This window comes from Enterobacter sp. BIDMC 29 (assembly GCF_019378755.1).
GTDB lineage: Bacteria > Pseudomonadota > Gammaproteobacteria > Enterobacterales > Enterobacteriaceae > Enterobacter > Enterobacter ludwigii.
This window is the reverse complement of the sequence record NZ_CP080000.1, coordinates 3071587-3090117: the sequence shown is the minus strand read 5'-3', so window position 1 is coordinate 3090117 and position 18531 is coordinate 3071587. Positions and strand designations below refer to the sequence as shown.

Genomic DNA, 18531 nt, shown 5'->3' with positions numbered 1-18531 from the left:
ATTTTATTGAGTGTTTTTTGATTTTAATTAATGAATGATAATGCGCCGAAAATATTAATTTCCCAGATTTTTTAAATCTATATGTTCATATATATTTCATTAAATACGTGCCTACTCCTTTGCCAGAAAAATTATTGCCGGTGAGCTGTGGACGTCAGAGTGTAACCGGGAAGTGTACTCCATTCTCGTCAGCAGGGAATTGCCGGTATGAATCAGCACGGTGAACGGGGTTTGCCGCGCAACAGAACGAAAACTAACATTCATTAAAATTTGAGTTATCTACTGCAGCCTTATATAAATCAGGCTCGTTGACTAAATCTTAACATTCCCGACCACTCCGTCAATAACTATCTCTTATGCCTCTTTACCGGACCATTCATTGCCGCACAAATTCAGGGATCAGGACAACCGGATGCCGGTCATGTATATCTACCAGACCTTGAGCTGGGCCTCCGTACGCGTAAAATCGTCACCACGGCGCATGGCATCACCGAAACGCGCTTCCTGTGGCGGGGCTACCGCCTGTTGCAGGAGGAGCAGGAAACCAGGGGTTCAGCACTTATGTTTATAACCCGAATGAATCCTGTAGCCCGCCGGCTGGGATGATCATCTTCGTGACCAGAGCAGCGGTGAGATTTACTGGTTCAGTACCGATTTGAATGGTGCGCAACTGGAGGTGACCGATGCGCGTGGCGAGGTACGCTGGAGCGGCCAGTATTGCAGTTTTGGCGAAGTCCGCTATCAGACTGCAAGGGCTACAAAGCTTGTTCAGCGCACGGTGATTCCGCATCAGCCGTTTCGCTATGCTGGAAAGTATGCTGACGGTGAAACGGCAGCACTATGTTCTGTTACTACCCTTTGCGCGCAGTCAGGCGACAGCAATAAGCCGAGCATGGGGAGAAGAAAGAGAACTGGTTGCAGCTGGAGGAGGAAGCCGGGACTGGACGGCCGCTGAACGCGAAGTAATACTAAGTCCAAAAAATAATCGCCAATTATCGTCGGTTATGTCCGAAATGGGCTATACAGGCCATCATATCAATAGTGTGAAAGGGAACGGTGTTTTAGGAGGAAAATGGCAAGGCGATCCAAGGAATATTGTATTTCTCCTGAATGCTAATCATCCAAGCGGCTATGATGAACATTTACATGGTTTGCAAGGTCACCGAGGAAGTTATGACACTCCAGGTAAAGGACGATTGATAGACCGTAACCTGACCCGTAAGAATTTAAAGAGCTGTCAATAATATCAGTGAATGTGATAAATATGAGGTGTTATTATGAGTGAAATTGAAGAGTCATTAAAAAAATTTGTTGCTATTTGCAATAAATATTCACTGTCCGGGAGTTTCAATATCGTTAATGACATTGACAACGTTTTCCCCTCCAACTTACCTCGCTCGGCAGAGTTGGATTATTTATATGGAAAAAATAATCCTGAGAAGTTAAAAGTAGAAACAGGTTTTACGCCAATTAAATTTTATTCAGTCAGTGAACTTGCAAAAGCTCAAAGTGGTTATGAATACTTACCAGATAATTATCTTGTAATTGGCGATGATTTAGGTGGAGGTAAGCCTATAATTGCTGTTGTAGATGAAGGTAATACCTCTATTTATGTGTCTTATGACGTAGTTGAACCGTTTAAAATAGCTGGCAATCTCTCTGGCTTTTTACTTTCTCTAACAGAGCTCATTGATTTGGTATATGGTTATTACGATATTTTTGATATAGCAGATGATAATGATGAAGTAAAAAAATATTTTATGGATGAGTTAAAGGTAAGGGTTGTTCCATTTATCGGAGATGAAAATTTCAATGCATTTTATGATTATTTTTATGGATGAATCTCTGTGTTTCCTTTGATGGGGGATGTGGGGGTATAATTATACGGGTCGTCTTGTAGGTGGTCCGCCTGATTATTTTTGATCTATAATACGATGCTTGATATTATTTTCTTGGAAAAATTATATTATTCCACGTCAGATGAAAGGTCATGAGCTAGTCAGCAAGTTACAGTTGAGTTGATAAGAAAATTTGACCCAGCCTGCGTGTGAATAACTGCACCCACTTTGCCTTCATCCCCATCTTCAGCGCTAATCGGGAGTTAGCCAATTCTACTACATCAATATCCGATTAGTCTCGCTTGATATCTACTGTAAGGACATTTCCCTTCGTAAATGCAAGCCTCATGCCGGTGCTAATTATTACTGGTACCTTTTCCGTATAGCTGCGATCGGTATATTGGGGGGAATATTCACGTTAAGAGCATAAGACCGGTTCATTAATGAAGATGTAAATGTTTGCCGGTCAAATGACTTAGAAAGTGAAATAGGAACGGTATTTTGCTCCGCCGCCCCCCMAAAAAACAGCATCATATCTGCAATCAGGACTGTTTTGCCGCTTTACTCTGTGGGCAATCGTTGCCGCCCTGCATCACAACCTTTTCACTGCGCGAAGCATCGCCATACACGCATAACGTACCTTCATCGGTATGAATTTGCTCTTTCAGCGGCAGGGGCGTTTCCTGGGCGATGGCATAGCAGGAGAGCGCCGGGAAAAGGGTGAGGGCACTTATGAACAGAAAGGTTTTCATCATCTCGCTCCAGAACAGGGATAACGTTTACTGTGTTATCACACCCTTAAGCCGGCAATCGCTGCGTACCCGCTAGCTTTTTTCCATCACCGACTGGCGAGGTGTGAGTTTACCAATCACGGGGGAGAGCTCTGACGTGCGAACAGGTCGGCCATCCACCAGGCGTTTAATGCGCTCAACGCACTGAGTGAGCAACTGATCCATTGGCCACGAGATACAGGTCAGCTGTGGATAGAGCTGGGTTGCCAGAGGCGAATCTTCCAGACTCAGCAGCGATACTTCCTGCGGAACGGAAATGCCAAATTCCCGGAACAGACGCATCGCTTCAGCGGCATAGGCATCGCGTTTAACCACAATGGCGGAAAATTTGCTCAGGCTGTTGATGAGCGTCAGCAGCGCCTGTTCAACATCTTCATTCGCCGTTAACACCAGCTGGCGATTAAACGGCAAAGAGTAGTTTTGCAGGACGTTGCGATAGCCTTCCACCATCTTTTTACTGTTGTCATCGTGTTCGCTGTCAATCACCAGTGCGATATTGCGATGGCCCTTGCCCGTCATGTAACGACAGGCGCTTTCCGTCGCAAAGGCAAAGTCATATCCCTGAGGTTTCGCATCCACCACGGGACGATCGAAGGAGATAACATTCTCTGCGCTACCGGCCGCAACCGGCCCAAAGACTACGACAGCAACGCACTGGCGCTGAAGATCATCAACGGTGACCGCCTGCTCAACAGGATCGTTTACGTACTCTACGATGAGCGTTTTATTCAACGCTTTCATGGCGCGGGAGAGCGCAGGCAGCAAACGTGCTCCGCTGCTTTCATCCTTCGCAGAGAGAACCAGACCAACGTAGCTTGATGACTGACTTGCCAGGTTTTGCGCGGCAAAGCTTGGGCGATAATTAAGCTCTTCTACGGCGCGCAGCACAGCTTCACGGCTCTCTTCGCGCACGCCGCGCGTCCCCGTCAACACGCGTGAGACGGTTGCTCGTGAGACATTGGCTAATCGTGATACATCGTCAATCGTTGGCATAGCATTTTCTGCGTGGTGGGTTTTGGTTATCTTAACATAACCCACCTTAAGAATCTTAGCGCCCCCCACAGGCGGTTTCACGTCTGCGCGGCGTGCAAACCCGGTAGCCACGCCGCGCCACGCACGCCACTGGCGTCGCCGTAACGGGCCGGGACGATACGGGTTCGGCAGCTTTCCGAGAAGATGTAGGGCCTGATGGCGGCCGGAAGTTCGTCGTACAGCTGGCTGACATTTGATAACCCACCGCCCAACACAATAACCTGCGGATCAAGAATATTGATCACCGAGGCCAGACTGCGGGCAAAGGCGTCGATAAAGTGGCGCCAGTGGGCCCGCGCGGTCAGGTCTCCCTGTGCCGCCGCTTCAATGATGGCCTGCGCGCTCAGTTCGCTGGGATAACGGCGGGCAAAGCCGGTGCCAGAGATAAAGGTTTCGATACAGTTATGTTTTCCGCAATAGCAGGACTGCGCCGGACCATCCGTCTCGGGGGCATAGCCAGGCAACGGGTTATGTCCCCATTCGCCAGCGATGGCGTTTGGCCCCTGAAGCAGACGCTTATGTACCGCCACGCCACCGCCGCATCCGGTACCGACAATTACGCCAAAGACGGTTTCTGCTTCTGCGCCTGCGCCATCAAGCGCTTCAGACAGCGTGAAGCAGTCCGCGTCATTGGCTATCCACACGGGCTGATTGAGCTGCTTTGCTAAATCATGCTTCAGGTCGTGACCGTTGAGCACCAGGCAGTTGCAGTTTTTAATCAGCCCGCTTTGTGGGTCGATGGCCCCCGGCAGGCCAATACCGATACTGAATGGCACCTCACTTACCGCGCGCGCTTCACCGATAAACGCCAGCAGATGGTGCATAAAGGCGTCATAACTCTCTTTTTGCGTCGGACGACGCTCACGCCAAAGGCATTCGCCCTGAGGCGAAAGCAGGACGGCTTCCATTTTTGTGCCGCCAATATCGAGTCCAAGATAGTGCATACGTTCCTCGAAAAGGAGAGGCCAGCGCCTCTCCTGAATGGTTATGCCTGACGAGTGCGGTACAGCTCGATCAGCTCCGTCACCAGTTCTTTCGCCAGAATCGAGGTCATCAAATGATCCTGAGCGTGCACCATCACCAGCGTCATTTTGGTTTTGCCTTCCCCTTCGTCAGCTTCGATCAGTTGGGTTTGTACCAGATGCGCTTCACGGGCGAAGTGCGCCGCCTCTTTCATTCGCGCGTCGGCTGAGGCAAAGTCACCTTTTTTTGCGAAGCCAAGCGCTTCGTAGCAGAGACTGCGTGACTGACCGGCATTGATAATAATGCCCATGACCTGTTCTTCTAATTCCATCCGTAACCTCTGTGTTTTTACTATCAGGCGGACTGTGCCGCTTCTTCAGATTGTTCAACTGCATTTTCATGCTCTTGTTCCAGCAGCTGCTTCTCGTACGCTTTGAGGAACGGGAAGTACATGGCCGCTGAGGTAACCATGCACAGCAGGCAGAGGATCACCGGGCTAAAGCTCCAGTTGGCCGCCCAGGATGCGCCGATAGGGGCAGGCGTTGTCCACGGTGTCATCGAGACCACGCGACTGACCAGGTCGAAATCAAGGGCAAAGTAGGCGAGGGTGGCGTTGACCATCGGAACCAGCACGAACGGCAGGAAAAAGAGCGGATTCATGATGATAGGGGCACCGAATAAAATTGGTTCGTTGATATTAAACATCCCCGGCACCACACCCATACGCCCAATGGTACGCAGATGCACCGCTTTGCTGCGCAGCAGCAGTAACGCCAGCGGCAGCGTAGAGCCGACCCCGCCAATCAGCAGGTAGTGATCCCAGAATCCCTGAACGTAAATGTGCGGGATCGCCTGACCGGCAGCCATTGCTGCCTGGTTAACCGACAAGTTCGCCATCCAGAACGGGTTCATAATTCCGGTGACAATCAGCGCGCCGTGGATGCCCGCAAACCACAGAACCTGGCACACCAGCACCGAGAGCAGAATGGCAGGCAGCGTATCGGAGGCGGCAACCAGCGGTTTCACCAGCGACATAATCGCTTCCGGAATAATCATGCCGAGCTGGGCCTCAATGAAGAGGTTGAGCGGGTGCAGAGTGACAACAATTGCCAGCACCGGGATCAGAATTTCGAACGAACGCGCAACGCCCGTAGGCACTTCTGGCGGCAGGCGGATGGTAATATTGTGACGCTTCAGGAAGGCATACAGCTCGGTAGAGTAGATAGCCACCAGAATGGCCGTGAAGATCCCTTGCCCGGAGAAATAGGCGGTAGAAATCTGCCCGTCTTTTAACGGCGCAGCCACCAGCAGAAATGCCATCAGCGACAGCATGCCGGCGGTAAGGGCATCCAGATCGTGATGTTTGGCCAGGCTCGCGGCGATCCCGACTGAAATGAAGATCGTCATGATCCCCATGCTGAAGTTGAACGGCAGCATCAGGGCTTCACGGTGATCCAACGAGAATTGCAGCCATGCCCGGGCGAAACCCCAGGACGTGTCGGGTGAGAAGGGCGGGAAAATAAACACCAGCATAAAGGAACCGACGATCATGAACGGCAGGGCGGTGATAAAGCCGTCACGAATCGAGGTCACATACTTCTGCTGCCCGACGGCGCCTGCCATCGGGGTAATTTTCTGTTCAATGACCTGGATAAGTTTCGCGTACAGAGAGCTCATGGGTTTTCCCTTCGTTATTTGTTATCTATCAGGGAGAGGGCGAAATCGAGAACGGCGCCCCCTTTTTGCATGCCGTAATCCATCATGTTGATAGGCTCAACACGGATCCCGTATTTATCAGCTTGTTTCTGAAGATCGCTTTGCATGTACTTCACCTGCGGTCCAAGCAGCACCACCTGATAGTGACCGACCTGCTCGGCGAATTCGGCCACGCCAAACGCTTTGATCTCCGCTTCCAGGCCACGCTTTTGCGCTTCATCGACCATTTTTTTCACCAGCAGGCTGGTGGACATCCCGGCAGAACAACACAACATGATTTTTTTCATAACGTCTCCTTTGAACTTATGGCTGGAATATAGTCATCATGGAACAAAACGGAAAGCGCTTTCCATTGGTGGATAAGGTAATTGTGACCGCGATCACCTGAGGGAATCTTTCACTTTGTCCGGATGTGCGAGATCATCGCGGCTATTCACGAACTATTAAGGTCGAGTTATGAACATTCATTTGATGAATGTTGCTGTGGATTTGATTGAGCAACGTCTCACGCCAGCAGCCAATATAATCACAAGAAATCAACATATTACTGCGATGCGGGACGGCTTTTCCCTCGCCATGCCTTTTGTGATTGTGGGAAGCCTGATGGTGCCGCTGCTGTTTCCACCGTTCGCCATTTCAAGTGCATCGCGCCTCGGACACGTCTATCTGCTGCTGCGTCCGATGCTGTTGCCAACCTTTGAGCTGACGCTCGGACTGGTGGCGCTGATTGTCGCGTTTGGTGCCAGCGCCAGTCTGGCCAAGCAGTATCAACTGCCGGAACGGCTGTGTGGGCTCACCGGCTGCCTCTCCTTTTTGCTGTTCATTGGCTTTCGGGATAACGGTGCAACGAATATTTTTCTGGGCGGGATGGGGCTTTTTACTGCGCTCATTTCAAGCGCTTACTCTATTGAAATAATAAGGTTTTTCTACAAAAGAGGGTGGTGTATTCGTCTGCCGGAGGAGGTACCGGTGATGACGCGAAATGGTTTCCAGCTGCTGATGCCGCTGCTGGTGATCATGCTCTCCATTAGCGTAATGAATGCCGTGATGCTGCAGACGACCGGACAAATTTTGCCGCAGCTGATTGGCGAGGCGTTACGCCCGCTTATCGTGGCATCCGATACCCTTACGGCGGTGCTTATCTCCTTGTTTCTGTGTAATCTTTTATGGTTCGTCGGTATTCATGGTGCCCTGATCATTACGGGCATCATGAACCCGTTCTGGCTCACCTATCTGTTTGAAAACCAGCGGGCCCTGGCCGCCGGGGAAGCCGTGCTGCCCCATATTTATCTGCAGGGATTCTGGGATTTTTATCTGCTGATTGGCGGTATCGGCTCTACGCTGCCGCTGGTCTTTATGGCGATGCGAAGCCGATCCCGGCAGTTGAAGAGCGTCGGGAAAATTGGCCTTCTGCCGTCGCTGTTCAACATTAACGAGCCGATATTGTTTGGTTTCCCCGTCATCATGAACCCGGTTTTTTTACTGCCCTTTGTGTTTGTACCGCTGATAAATGCTTGTATAGCTTGGTATTTAACCCAGCTTGGCGTGCTCGACAGAGCCGTCGCCATGCTGCCCTGGTCTATGCCTTCACCGCTGGGCGCAGCCTGGTCGGCGAACGGCAGCTGGAAAAATATGTGCATGTGCCTGTTCGCCTTTTTTAATGCATGGATGCTCTATCGCCCCTTCTTCAAGGTTCATGAACGCCAGTTGATGCAGCTGGAAAAATAATCCCCGCCTCCCTGCTTCTGCCCGTTCCTGATGGGCAGAAGATTATTTCGTGACATTCTTCACAAAAATTTTCTCTTTGATCTTAAATTTGTGATTCAATCCGGCAAACATGGAAAGCGCTTTCCGTTTGTGGATGTACATTTCCAGATTTGATCCTTACATTTCCCCTGCACGTTTAACCGTGAAAATAAAAATTCAAAGGGAACCTATGCAAACGTTAATGAAATCAATACCTCTGTCCTTGATTGCTCTTACTGTCATCAGCGGTTATGCCAGCGCCGATGAGAAATATGATTTCGCCCTCCACGGCTATTTACGCTCGGGTATTCTTGCCAATAGCGATGGCAACCGGGTCGATTCGGTGGGGCTGATGCCTGACGGGAAATGGCGTCTGGGTAACGAAGAAGATACCAAAATTGAGCTGATCCCGACGGTGACGCTGAAGTCGGATTCAGGCGCAGTCGCACGTATTCAGGCCAACCTGACGCACCAGACCAAATGTACCGCCGACTGGAACTGTACTGACGATGACGGCAAAGAGACCCAGTTCCGCGAAGGGTTTGCTGAATTAACGAATCTCGATTTTGCCCCGGACATGACCTTCTGGGCCGGTAAACGCTACAGCAGCTCCAACCTTTCCAGCCACCAGTTCGACTGGGAGTACATTCAGTACAACGGAACCGGGGGCGGGTTCGATAACCTGGACTTAGGCTTTGCGCGCTTTGATGCGGGTGTGTATGCCTTCTCGACCACCGACGAAGCCAAAGCTTATCCGGTAGATCTGGGGGATCAGGGCTATCCGGATGACTATTCGCTTAACCTGTGGTTTAAAAAGATCGGCGGCACCGGGCTCGATGTCGAACTTATCGGCCACCACATGAACCGCAATGAAAACCATCCTTCCTCGGCTGAGAAGGGGTACGGCGTGACGGCGCTGTACAACTTTGACAGCTTCTACGGCCTGACCAACGGATACTCCCGCATCGCTTTCCAGTATGGCAAAGGCCTGGCCGCCGCGGATTCGCTGGGTAAAAACGGCTGGGGCTGGGCAAACCTTGAGGATACGCAATCCTGGCGCGTCGTGCTGGACAGCATGGCCAACCTGGGTGACGTGGAAGTATCGACCTTTGCGTTTTATCAGAAAGACAAAAACTACCGCTGGTGGACCAACGACGATGACGGCTGGGGACGTTCCATGTGGGTCGCGGGTATCCGTCCGTATCATCAGATAACCAAAAACTTCGCCATGCAATATGAGGTGGGCTACGAATATCTGGATGATAAAAACTACATGGGCGTAAACGGTAAAGGGAAAGGTGGCCTGACCAAGGTGACCATTGCGCCGACCCTGACCTTTGATTCAGGTTTCTGGAGCCGTCCGCAACTGCGCTTCTTTGCCACCTACGCAAAATGGGATAAAGGCGTCTCGGATGCGATGGACAGAAATTACGACTGGAGCACTGGAACCCTGAGTCCGGGGGGATATTCACGTAGCGGCGATACCGATACGCTGAATTTTGGTGTGCAGGCTGAAGTCTGGTTCTGAGGAGAAAAGAGATGGCTTTCCCGATTCGAAAACTGCTTCTCGTCTCCTTACTCTCCGCGCTGGGAAGCGCGGGGGCTCTGGCGGCCGAGCAATCCCATTTTGAACACTTTATTACTCGCGATGGCGCAGCGTTAAAAGATGGCAATCGCGTCTTTCGCTTCGCCGGGATCCACGCCCCGGAGCTGCATCGTATAGAAGATGACGCGCGCGGAACCTGTAAGGCGGATCCGCGCGGCTGGGGGCAATACTTTAGATGGCCGACTGCTGAAGAGCAGGAGAACTGGATCAAAGCGCTGGTGCAAACCGGTGCTAAAGCACAGCGCGTATATGTGCTTTCCGTGCAGCAGGAAAATGATGCTGCCTGCGGACGTGAGACACATATTCTGGCACCGGCAACGCCGGACGGCATGCCGCGGCTGAATGAAACGGCCATGAAAGTGTATGACAACATGATTGCCGAGGCAGATAAGCAGGGGCTGCGCCTGATTCTGCCGTTTATTGACCACTGGTGGTGGTGGGGGGGACGAGAACAGCTGGCCGCGTTTTATCATGAAAAGCCGGAAGATTTTTATCGAACCGACAGTAAAACCTACCGTGCTTATCAGGACGTGATCCGTCAGGTGATTACCCGTACCAACACCATTACGGGACGCCATTACTACGATGAAAAGGCGATCATGGCCTGGGAAACGGGTAATGAGCTGGAAAACACCAACGCTGATTTCCTGCAGAAAACGTCGGCCTGGATCCGCAAGTGGGCGCCCCATCAGCTTGTCGTCGATGGTACCTATAAAAAGGTGAATGATTTCGCGCTCAACGATCCGAACGTCGACATCATCAGTAACCACTATTACACCAACGCCGAGAACAACCACCCCGAGCAGGTTCGTAAAGATCTGGAGGCGATTGGCGGCAAAAAGGTCTATCTGGTTGGCGAATTTGGTCTGCTCGATCAAAAAGACCTTAACACTATCATGCAGGCCATTGTACATACCGAGGTCAATGGCGCGCAGGCGGCGGGGGGCTTTATCTGGGGCTTCCGTGGTCATCGCCATGATGGTGGTTTTTACTGGCACAAAGAGTTTACCGGGCACTACAGCTACCATCTGCCTGGCTTCCCGGTCGAGGGCAAAGCAAACCAGGAGATGGAGGTCGTCAATCTGGTGCGAACCGCCTCGGCGCAAATGGCGGGGCTGAGCCAGGCGCCGGCTCTGCCGGTCCCGGAAGCGCCTAAGCTGCGCGAGAGCAACTCACCGTTTGCCATTAACTGGATGGGATCCCCCGTCGGGCGTTATTACGATGTGGAGAGAGCGACTCAGCCACACGGCCTGTGGACCCGCGTTGGTCAGGATATCTCTGACGGCAAAAATGAGTGGGATCCGGCAAAAATGGATCTCTTCCGTGATGACTATCGCAGCCTGACGCTGGGCCAGACTTACTATTACCGGGTGATCGCAAAGAACGAAAGCGGTCAGTCTGCGCCTTCAAACGTGATTCGCCTTGAGCATACGCAGAAAAACCTGCCGCCGGTCATCACTCTGCAGGAGGCGCTCTCTACCACCGTGGATAAAGGCGTTCAGCTCACCGCGGCCTGGCAGGATGACAATCTGCCGGAGCCGAAGGTCAGCGTGGCATGGCATCACGAAGGCAAGGATAACGTCCACTTTTGTGACAGCACCAAAGCGGAAACCCGTGCCTGGTTCTCGGCTCCCGGTGACTATGCGTTGATCTTTACCGCTGACGATGGACTGCTGAAAAGCAGCAAGACGGTTAACGTTAGCGTGAAGGCCGCGGCGGGACCCGTGCCGGCGGACTACTGTCATTTTGGCGGCGGAACGCTGGACGTCAGCAAGGGGAAACTGAACATCACCAAGAGCGATAAAGATACGTTAGCGATTGGTGAAGACGGTTTCCTTGGTCCTTTTGCCAATGACGGAGACAGCGTGACCTGGCAGGTTAACGCCCCCTGGGACGGTAAGTTTGCCCTGCACGTGAAATTTAACGGCAAATGGGGGAGTAAGAAAAACTCGTTCATTGTGAACGGCGGAACGCCGGTGAGCATTGAATTCCCGCAAACGGATGAGAAAGGCCAGACGATGATCGTACCGGTCACGCTCAGGGCAGGGGACAACACCATTAGCTTTGGCAAGTTCTCTGGCGACTGGGGTTATATGTTCATCAAATCAATTGAAGTCACTGCAGAGTAGTTATTTGGCTGCCCTGTTCGGGGCAGCCCTTTTTTTCATTCAGGAGGCGTTATGAACCGGTATCAATTCCCGGAAGGTTTTTTTTGGGGCGCAGCGGCATCAGGTCCGCAGACGGAAGGCATAGCCAATAAGCCGCACCGTTCTGTCTGGGACAGCTGGTTTGCCGAACAACCGGAGCGTTTTTTTCAGCAGATTGGTCCGCAGCACGTTTGTGAAACCTACAGTAAATATAAAGAAGACGTAGCCCTGATGAAGCAAACGGGGTTTAACTCGTTTCGAACCTCTATTCAGTGGTCGCGTCTGATCGATGATTTCAAAACCGGACAGCCAAACCGCGACGCCGTCCGCTTCTATAACGATTACTTCGATGAAATGATTGCCAACGGCATCGAGCCCATCATCAATCTTTACCATTTTGATATGCCCGAGGCGCTGCAAAAAGCATATGGCGGATTTGAGTCATCCTACGTAACCGAGCTTTTTGCCCGCTTCGCCCGCACCGCGTTCGAGCTGTTTGGCCATAAGGTGAAATACTGGATAACCTTTAATGAGCCGATCGTGCCGGTGGAAGGCGGTTATTTATATGACTTCCATTATCCGTGTAAAAAAGATGGCAAACTGGCGGCTCAGGTCGCCTTTAATATTATGCTGGCGCACGCCAGGGCGGTGAATGTCTACCGTGAAATGGGCTTGCCGGGTGAGATTGGTGTCGTGCTCAACCTCACGCCTTCTTATACCCGCAGCGACAGCGAGGCCGATAAAAAAGCGGCCTGGTATGCCGACCTGCTGTTTAACCGCAGCTTCCTCGACCCGCTGGTTAAACATGAATTCCCCAAAGAACTGTGCGAAATCTTAACCGCAAACGGCTGCTTACCAGAGGTTTCACGGCAGGATGTGGAGACGATCCTGCAGTCGAGAATTGATTTTCTGGGGGTGAATTATTATGTGCCGAGAAGGGTGAAAGCGCGGGAAAGCGTTTACGCGCTCGATTACTTCACGCCGGAAGTCTATTTCGAGAATTACGTCGATCCTCATGGACGGTTTAACCCTTATCGCGACAATAACGAGATCCACCCGGAAGCTATCTATGACATTGCCTGCAATATTCGCGATAACTACGGCAACATCAAATGGTATCTGGCGGAGATTGGCATCGCGATGGATCTGCAGTCCGAAGGGCCGGTGCAGGCCGATGGCGTGATAGATGACACCTTCCGTATCGCTCTGATGGAGGAACATCTGGCTCAGCTGCATCGTGGTATTGCTGACGGCGCCAACTGTTTTGGTGTTCATCAGTGGACCTTCATTGATAACTGGTCCTGGATCAACAGCTTCAAGCGGCGATATGGCTTCTGGCGCCTGGATTTAGCCACCGGGGAGCGACAAATCAAACGTAACGCATTGTGGTTTGCGCAGCTGGCGGCTGAAAATGGCTTCACCCCTGGCGAATGTGAAAAGGATACGCAATGAGTCAGCCTTTTTACCGGATGCGTAACGGCATCAAAAATTACGCCTGGGGCAGTCGCGTAGCGCTTAATCATCTTTTTGGCCTGCTCAACCCTGACGATCAACCCCAGGCCGAGGTCTGGATGGGAAGCCACCCCGCAGGCTGCTCGGAGATTGAAACCGATACAGGGTTACGCTCTTTACAGGACATTATTTCACAGAGGCCGGCAGAGATGTTGGGCGCGTGCGCGGGAGAAACTGCGGGGCAGTTGCCTTACCTGCTGAAGTTGCTGTCAGCGGAGCGCGCACTGTCGCTGCAGGTACATCCCAATAAGCTTCTGGCAGAAGACGGGTTCGCCCGTCAGGGCAACCTGCCCGGAGAGGATTACACCGATGCGAACCATAAGCCCGAGCTGGTTTTTGCCCTGACGCCTTTTATGGCCATGAACGGCTTCCGGCCGTATCAGGAGATTGCTAATCACTTTTTGCGCCTGGATGCCCCGGCCCTGACGTCCGCGCTGTCGCTGTTTCGCAACAACCTGCATGCTGAAGGGCTTAAGGCCTTTTTTACGCGTCTGATGGCGCTTGAGCCGACGGAAAAAGAGGGCGTGCTGACGTGTCTGGAAGCGCGACTTGCATGCGGGGTGTTTGCTCCGGTAGCGCCCTTTATCGAACGGCTACTGCGAGACTACCCGGGGGACATCGGGGCTCTGGCCCCGCTGTATCTGCACTGCATTACGCTTGCGCCGGGTGAGGCGATGTTCCTGCGCGCCGGTACGCTACATGCTTATGTGAATGGTACGGCAGTTGAGGTCATGGCCAGTTCTGACAACGTGCTGCGTGCGGGCTTAACCCCCAAGAACATCAATGTGGCAGAATTGGTGCGCTGTACGGTGTTTGACGAAACCCCAGCCGACCGCCTCAGGATGCATCCGCAGCGGGAAGAGGGGATGCAGCAATACCCGATCCCGGTAACGGATTTTCGCTTTAGCGTCATTGAACATTGCGAGCAGCAAAGCATCCGGACAGACCGTGCGCAAATTCTGCTGGTGCTGAAGGGGAGTGCCACGCTCAGCCACGCCGAGGGTGCCACCATGACGCTGAACGCCGGTCAGTCTGCGTTCATCCCGGCGGTCACAACCTTATGGACGTTGACTCAGCGCGGGCAGTCTTGCCTGGTAAGCTGATGACGTAAGGCTTTCACTGCCGAGTGCAGGCAGTATGTCGGGTATAAAAAAGGCTGCTTATCGCAGCCTTTTTACATTTAGTTTTTCGGGAAGATCCACACGTGCTTTTCAGGCAGCGAAAGGTGGCAGTGCAGCGGGTCCCGGGCCTCGTGACCATAGGCGCGAATGACAAAATCATCCCCCTGCGTGCGGAACAGGTATTCCCAGCGGTCGCCGAGATACATGCTGGTCAGTAACGGGAGCGCCAGCTGGTTTTCCCCCGGCCCCTCGACCACCGCCACGCGCTCGACGCGGATCACCGCGGTGGCGTCTTCACCGCTTCGTACCCCTTCACCGGCCTGGCCCCACAGCACCCAGCCTTTGCCTTCGATACGCGCTTTGCCGTCGCGCACTTCCGTAACCTTGCCGTGCAGGCGATTATTGCTGCCCATAAACTCAGCGGTAAACAGCGTTTTCGGCGAGCCGTACATCTCCTGCGGTGTGCCCTGTTGCTCGATTTTACCGTTGTTAAGCAGCAGGATACGGTCGGAAATCGACATCGCCTCATTCTGGTCGTGCGTTACCATCAATGCGGATAAGCCCAGCTTGATAATCAGCTCACGCAGGAATACGCGAGCCTCTTCACGCAGCTTAGCGTCGAGGTTAGAGAGCGGTTCATCCAGTAAAATGACCGGCGGGTTGTAGACCAGCGCCCGGCCAATTGCCACGCGCTGCTGTTGTCCACCGGAGAGCTGGTGCGGGTGGCGTTTGCCCAGATGGCCCAGCCCGAGCTGGTCCAGCACGTCCTGTACGCGCTGCTGGATCTCTTTGGCCGGAACCTTGCGCAGCTTGAGCGGATAGGCCACGTTTTCAAAAACGGTTTTGTGCGGCCACAGCGCATACGACTGAAACACCAGGCCCAGGTTACGCTCTTCCGCCGGGATCTCACTGCGCGGCGTGCCGTCATAGACTTTGTTTTTGCCAATGATAATCGAGCCCTGAGTCGGTTTTTCCAGGCCCGCCACCGCACGCAGCAGGGTGGTTTTCCCGCTGCCGGATGGCCCCAGCAGGGACACCACTTCGCCGCGGTTGAGGTTCATGGAGACCCCTTTTAAAACAGGATTGTCACCGTAGGTCAGGTGCAGATCGTTAACCGCTAATTCAATCATGTATTTTGACTCCGAAACGAAGGGCAATGCCCAGACCTACCACCACCAGCAGGATGTTAATAAAAGAGAGCGCCGCCACAATATCAATGGCTCCCGCGGCCCAGAGGGATACCAGCATTGAGCCGATGGTTTCCGTGCCGGGTGAAAGCAGGTATACACCCGTTGAATATTCGCGTTCAAAAATCAGGAACATCAGCAGCCACGAACCGATAAGGCCGTAGCGGGAGAGCGGGATCGTGACATGGCGGGTAATCTGGCCACGCGTAGCCCCCGTACTGCGGGCGGCCTCTTCAAGCTCCGGCGCAACCTGCAGCAGGGTGGACGAGATGAGTCTCAGCCCGTACGCCATCCAGACCACCGTATAGGCCAGCCAGACGCTGAATATGGTGCTGCGCAGTGAACGTAGCCAGACAATCAGGTTTTCACGCATCCAGTCGCTCCAGGCGAACCCGGAAAGCCAGCCCGATTTCAGCGAGTTATCCAGCCACATGGGCAGGAACAGGAACACCCAGAGAAAGGCCAGACCCGCGAGCAGGCCAGGCACGGCGCGCGGCACCAGGACGCTGTAATCCAGGAAACGCGTGGTATTGTCCGGTTTGCGGTGCATGGCGATACCGACAAACAGGTAGCACGCCACGGCCAGCGCGCCGCCAATGACCCCAATGGACATGGAGTTGACGATGGCGCGCAGCAGGTTCGGCTGCGCCCATATCGTGCGAAAAGTACTCAGGGAAAGCTCGTCCCACAGCGAAACGCCCACGCCCCAGTTTGAGATAAACGCGCGTAATACCACGCCGAGCAGGGGAACGCCGATCGTGACGGTGAGCCAGAAGGCGACCACCGCGCCCGCCACCCAGCGCCATTTACCCAGAGGTAAGGCCCGGGCCTGGGACGCTTTGCCTTTCATGGTCACGAAACGGTTGGCGGTGCGCATCAGGCGACGCTGCAGCATGACCAGCGGAATGGTGATACAGATAAGCACCACCGCAACCGCCGCCATCAGGTGGTAGGAAGGGGTACCAAGCTTGTTGGTCAGCTGGTACAGGTAGGTTGCCAGCACCATGTTGCCTTCCGGATCGCCGAGGACCAGCATCAGACCAAACACTTCAAGACCGAGGAAGAACAGCAGAACGATGGCGTACAAAATGGACGGTCGCACCATCGGCAGGCTGACCGAGGTCATCACCTGTAACGGCGACGCACCCGCGGTACGTGCGGCCTCTTCCACATCAGAACCGACGCTTCGCAGCGCGGACGAAATATAGAGATAGGCATGCGGAACATGCGTCAGGCCAGCAATGACCACGATGCTCGACATGTCGTAGATATTCCACGGTACGAAACCAATCAGCGCCTGCGCCCAGAGGGATAAAAAACCCACCGGACCGGCGGCCACCACGTAGCCGAATCCCAGCACCATTGGCGACACGAAAACCGGCACGAGGATCAGCGGTTCAATCAGACGGCGGCCGGGCAGGTCGGTACGCACCATCAGAAAGGCCAGCACGCCCCCTAACGGAATGGCGATGATGACCAGCCCGAAAGCGAGAATAAAACCGCTTTTCAGCGCCTTATAAAAATCAGGGTCGGTGAAGATAAAACCAAATGATTCAAGGCTCCACTCTTTTGCCGGTGAAAAGAACGGGGCGGACAAGAAGCTCTGTATCACGATAAACGACAGCGGCGTGTAGATAACCAGGGCGGTTATCAACACGACAATACCGCGCGGCAGGCTTTGCCACTTTCTGCGTAATGTATTCATGGGGTATCCCTGGTGTTGCAGCCCAGCAAAACGAACTCAGGTAACAGGAGCGCGACGGCCCGCGTCGCGCTCAGACGCTTATTTGGCGGCGGCGGTACGCCACTGTTTGATGTACTCCAGGCGTTTTTTCGGCTGCAGATACTCCAGCAGGCTTTCATCAACCGGAATAGGTTTCAGCGCATTGCCGAGCACTTTCGTCAGGCCGTCGATATCATTTTTGCCGTCGATATCGTTACGAATGGACGGGATATCCGCCTGGCTTGCCAGAATACTTTGTCCTTTTTCAGACAGGACATAGTCCAGCCACAGTTTCGCGGCATTGCTGTTTTGCGCCTGCTGGCTGATGAACGACACGCGTGATAACACCAGGGTGTAATCTTTTGGATAGGCGATCCCCAGCGACGGATCGTTCTTCGCGCGCGCTTCCGCGTAGGATCCGAGGATATTAAAACCGATCAGGTTTTCCCCTGATGACACCCTCTCCATCATGGTGCCGGTTGAAGACTGAACGGCTAAGCCCCCTTTGGCGATATCGGCCAGGGTTTTGAAGTAGTTAGGATCGGCCTTGTGATCCTGCACCGAGAGCATAAAGCCCAGACCCGATTTTTCGATGTCGTAGGTGGTGACTTTGCTCTTGAATTTATCCGTCTGGCTGGCAATAAGCTTAGCCAGCGCCGCATGGGAATCAGGCACGTCGCCCGCCGGGATCAGCCGTTTGTTGTAGATAAACACGACGGGCTCATAGGTGGTGCCGTAGGCTTTATCTTTCCAGACCGCCCATTTCGGCAGCTGGCTTTGCTCCGGTGATTTGTACTCCATGGCGTAGTCGGTAGCGAGCTTCAGCCCGGTGTCCATGGAGGAGCTCCAGACCACATCGCCGCTACCGCCACCCGAGGCCTGTTCGCTGATAAAACGGTTGTACAGCTCGGTGCTGTTCATGTCGTTATATTCAACTTTGATGCCCGGATAGGTTTTTTCGAAGCCCTCAATCAGCGGCCCGGCAGCTTTGGTGTCGGTGGTGGAGTAGATCACCACTTTGCCCTCTTTGGTCGCAGCATCGACCATTTTTTGATAGTCAGCAGGGTAGCCCTGCGGCAAAGCAGACAGTGCGGAAGCAGAACACAGTACGGTAGCGGTAATCAGAGAAATTCGGAAAATGTTCGACAT

At 53.2% G+C, this 18531-nt stretch carries 16 protein-coding genes; 7 read left to right on the top strand and 9 right to left on the bottom strand.

Annotated elements, in window-relative coordinates; all coding sequences use genetic code 11:
• The first annotated feature begins 815 nt into the window (after positions 1–815).
• Positions 816–1244 (top strand): hypothetical protein, encoded by a 429-nt coding sequence (locus JTA15_RS21945; protein ID WP_370629309.1) that lies wholly within the window; start codon positions 816–818, stop codon positions 1242–1244.
• Between the two features lie 33 nt (positions 1245–1277).
• A complete protein-coding gene (locus tag JTA15_RS13445; protein ID WP_219372400.1) occupies positions 1278–1841 on the top strand; it encodes a hypothetical protein in 564 nt (187 codons plus the stop codon).
• Positions 1842–2380: 539 nt separating this feature from the next.
• Here the strand turns inward: JTA15_RS13445 and JTA15_RS13440 are convergent.
• The 6 genes from JTA15_RS13440 to JTA15_RS13415 all read right to left on the bottom strand — a co-directional run bounded on the left by JTA15_RS13440 (position 2381) and on the right by JTA15_RS13415 (position 6627).
• A complete protein-coding gene (locus tag JTA15_RS13440; protein WP_014171502.1) occupies positions 2381–2593 on the bottom strand; it encodes a hypothetical protein in 213 nt (70 codons plus the stop codon).
• Between the two features lie 69 nt (positions 2594–2662).
• Positions 2663–3622: a LacI family DNA-binding transcriptional regulator gene (locus JTA15_RS13435; RefSeq protein ID WP_219372399.1), complete on the bottom strand. Its 960-nt coding sequence runs from the start codon at positions 3620–3622 to the stop codon at positions 2663–2665.
• Between the two features lie 77 nt (positions 3623–3699).
• Positions 3700–4605 (bottom strand): ROK family protein, encoded by a 906-nt coding sequence (locus JTA15_RS13430; RefSeq protein WP_219372398.1) that lies wholly within the window; start codon positions 4603–4605, stop codon positions 3700–3702.
• Between the two features lie 41 nt (positions 4606–4646).
• Positions 4647–4979 (bottom strand): PTS N,N'-diacetylchitobiose transporter subunit IIA, encoded by a 333-nt coding sequence (chbA, locus tag JTA15_RS13425; protein WP_223399221.1) that lies wholly within the window; start codon positions 4977–4979, stop codon positions 4647–4649.
• Positions 4979–6301 (bottom strand): PTS sugar transporter subunit IIC, encoded by a 1323-nt coding sequence (locus JTA15_RS13420; protein WP_014171498.1) that lies wholly within the window; start codon positions 6299–6301, stop codon positions 4979–4981. Before JTA15_RS13420 ends, chbA begins: the two co-directional genes overlap by 1 nt.
• A gap of 14 nt (positions 6302–6315) precedes the next feature.
• On the bottom strand, positions 6316–6627 hold the full coding sequence (locus JTA15_RS13415) for a PTS sugar transporter subunit IIB (RefSeq protein WP_014171497.1): 312 nt from the start codon (positions 6625–6627) through the stop codon (positions 6316–6318).
• A 169-nt stretch (positions 6628–6796) separates the two neighbouring features.
• On the opposite strand from JTA15_RS13415, the gene JTA15_RS13410 reads away from it, so the two are divergent.
• The 5 genes from JTA15_RS13410 to manA all read left to right on the top strand — a co-directional run bounded on the left by JTA15_RS13410 (position 6797) and on the right by manA (position 14454).
• The gene (locus JTA15_RS13410) at positions 6797–8068 is read left to right on the top strand and encodes a PTS sugar transporter subunit IIC (RefSeq protein ID WP_020883745.1); all 1272 of its coding nucleotides are present in this window, start codon (positions 6797–6799) and stop codon (positions 8066–8068) included.
• A 208-nt stretch (positions 8069–8276) separates the two neighbouring features.
• A complete protein-coding gene (locus JTA15_RS13405; protein WP_219372397.1) occupies positions 8277–9614 on the top strand; it encodes a carbohydrate porin in 1338 nt (445 codons plus the stop codon).
• Positions 9615–9625: 11 nt separating this feature from the next.
• Positions 9626–11821 carry a CBM35 domain-containing protein gene (locus JTA15_RS13400; RefSeq protein ID WP_219372396.1) on the top strand — a complete coding sequence of 732 codons (2196 nt, stop codon included), beginning with the start codon at positions 9626–9628 and terminating at the stop codon, positions 11819–11821.
• A 51-nt stretch (positions 11822–11872) separates the two neighbouring features.
• Positions 11873–13291: a glycoside hydrolase family 1 protein gene (locus JTA15_RS13395; protein WP_219372395.1), complete on the top strand. Its 1419-nt coding sequence runs from the start codon at positions 11873–11875 to the stop codon at positions 13289–13291.
• The gene (gene manA / locus JTA15_RS13390; RefSeq protein ID WP_219372394.1) at positions 13288–14454 is read left to right on the top strand and encodes a mannose-6-phosphate isomerase, class I; all 1167 of its coding nucleotides are present in this window, start codon (positions 13288–13290) and stop codon (positions 14452–14454) included. The genes JTA15_RS13395 and manA overlap by 4 nt, the downstream gene beginning before the upstream one ends.
• 77 nt (positions 14455–14531) lie before the next feature.
• Here manA and JTA15_RS13385 read toward each other — a convergent pair whose 3' ends face one another.
• From JTA15_RS13385 to JTA15_RS13375, 3 genes are all read right to left on the bottom strand, one after another.
• Positions 14532–15602 (bottom strand): ABC transporter ATP-binding protein, encoded by a 1071-nt coding sequence (locus JTA15_RS13385; RefSeq protein WP_219372393.1) that lies wholly within the window; start codon positions 15600–15602, stop codon positions 14532–14534.
• Positions 15595–17364 carry an iron ABC transporter permease gene (locus JTA15_RS13380; RefSeq protein ID WP_020883752.1) on the bottom strand — a complete coding sequence of 590 codons (1770 nt, stop codon included), beginning with the start codon at positions 17362–17364 and terminating at the stop codon, positions 15595–15597. The genes JTA15_RS13385 and JTA15_RS13380 overlap by 8 nt, the downstream gene beginning before the upstream one ends.
• Before the next feature lie 78 nt (positions 17365–17442).
• Positions 17443–18531, bottom strand: coding sequence for an ABC transporter substrate-binding protein (locus JTA15_RS13375; RefSeq protein WP_020883753.1), 1089 nt, complete (start codon positions 18529–18531; stop codon positions 17443–17445).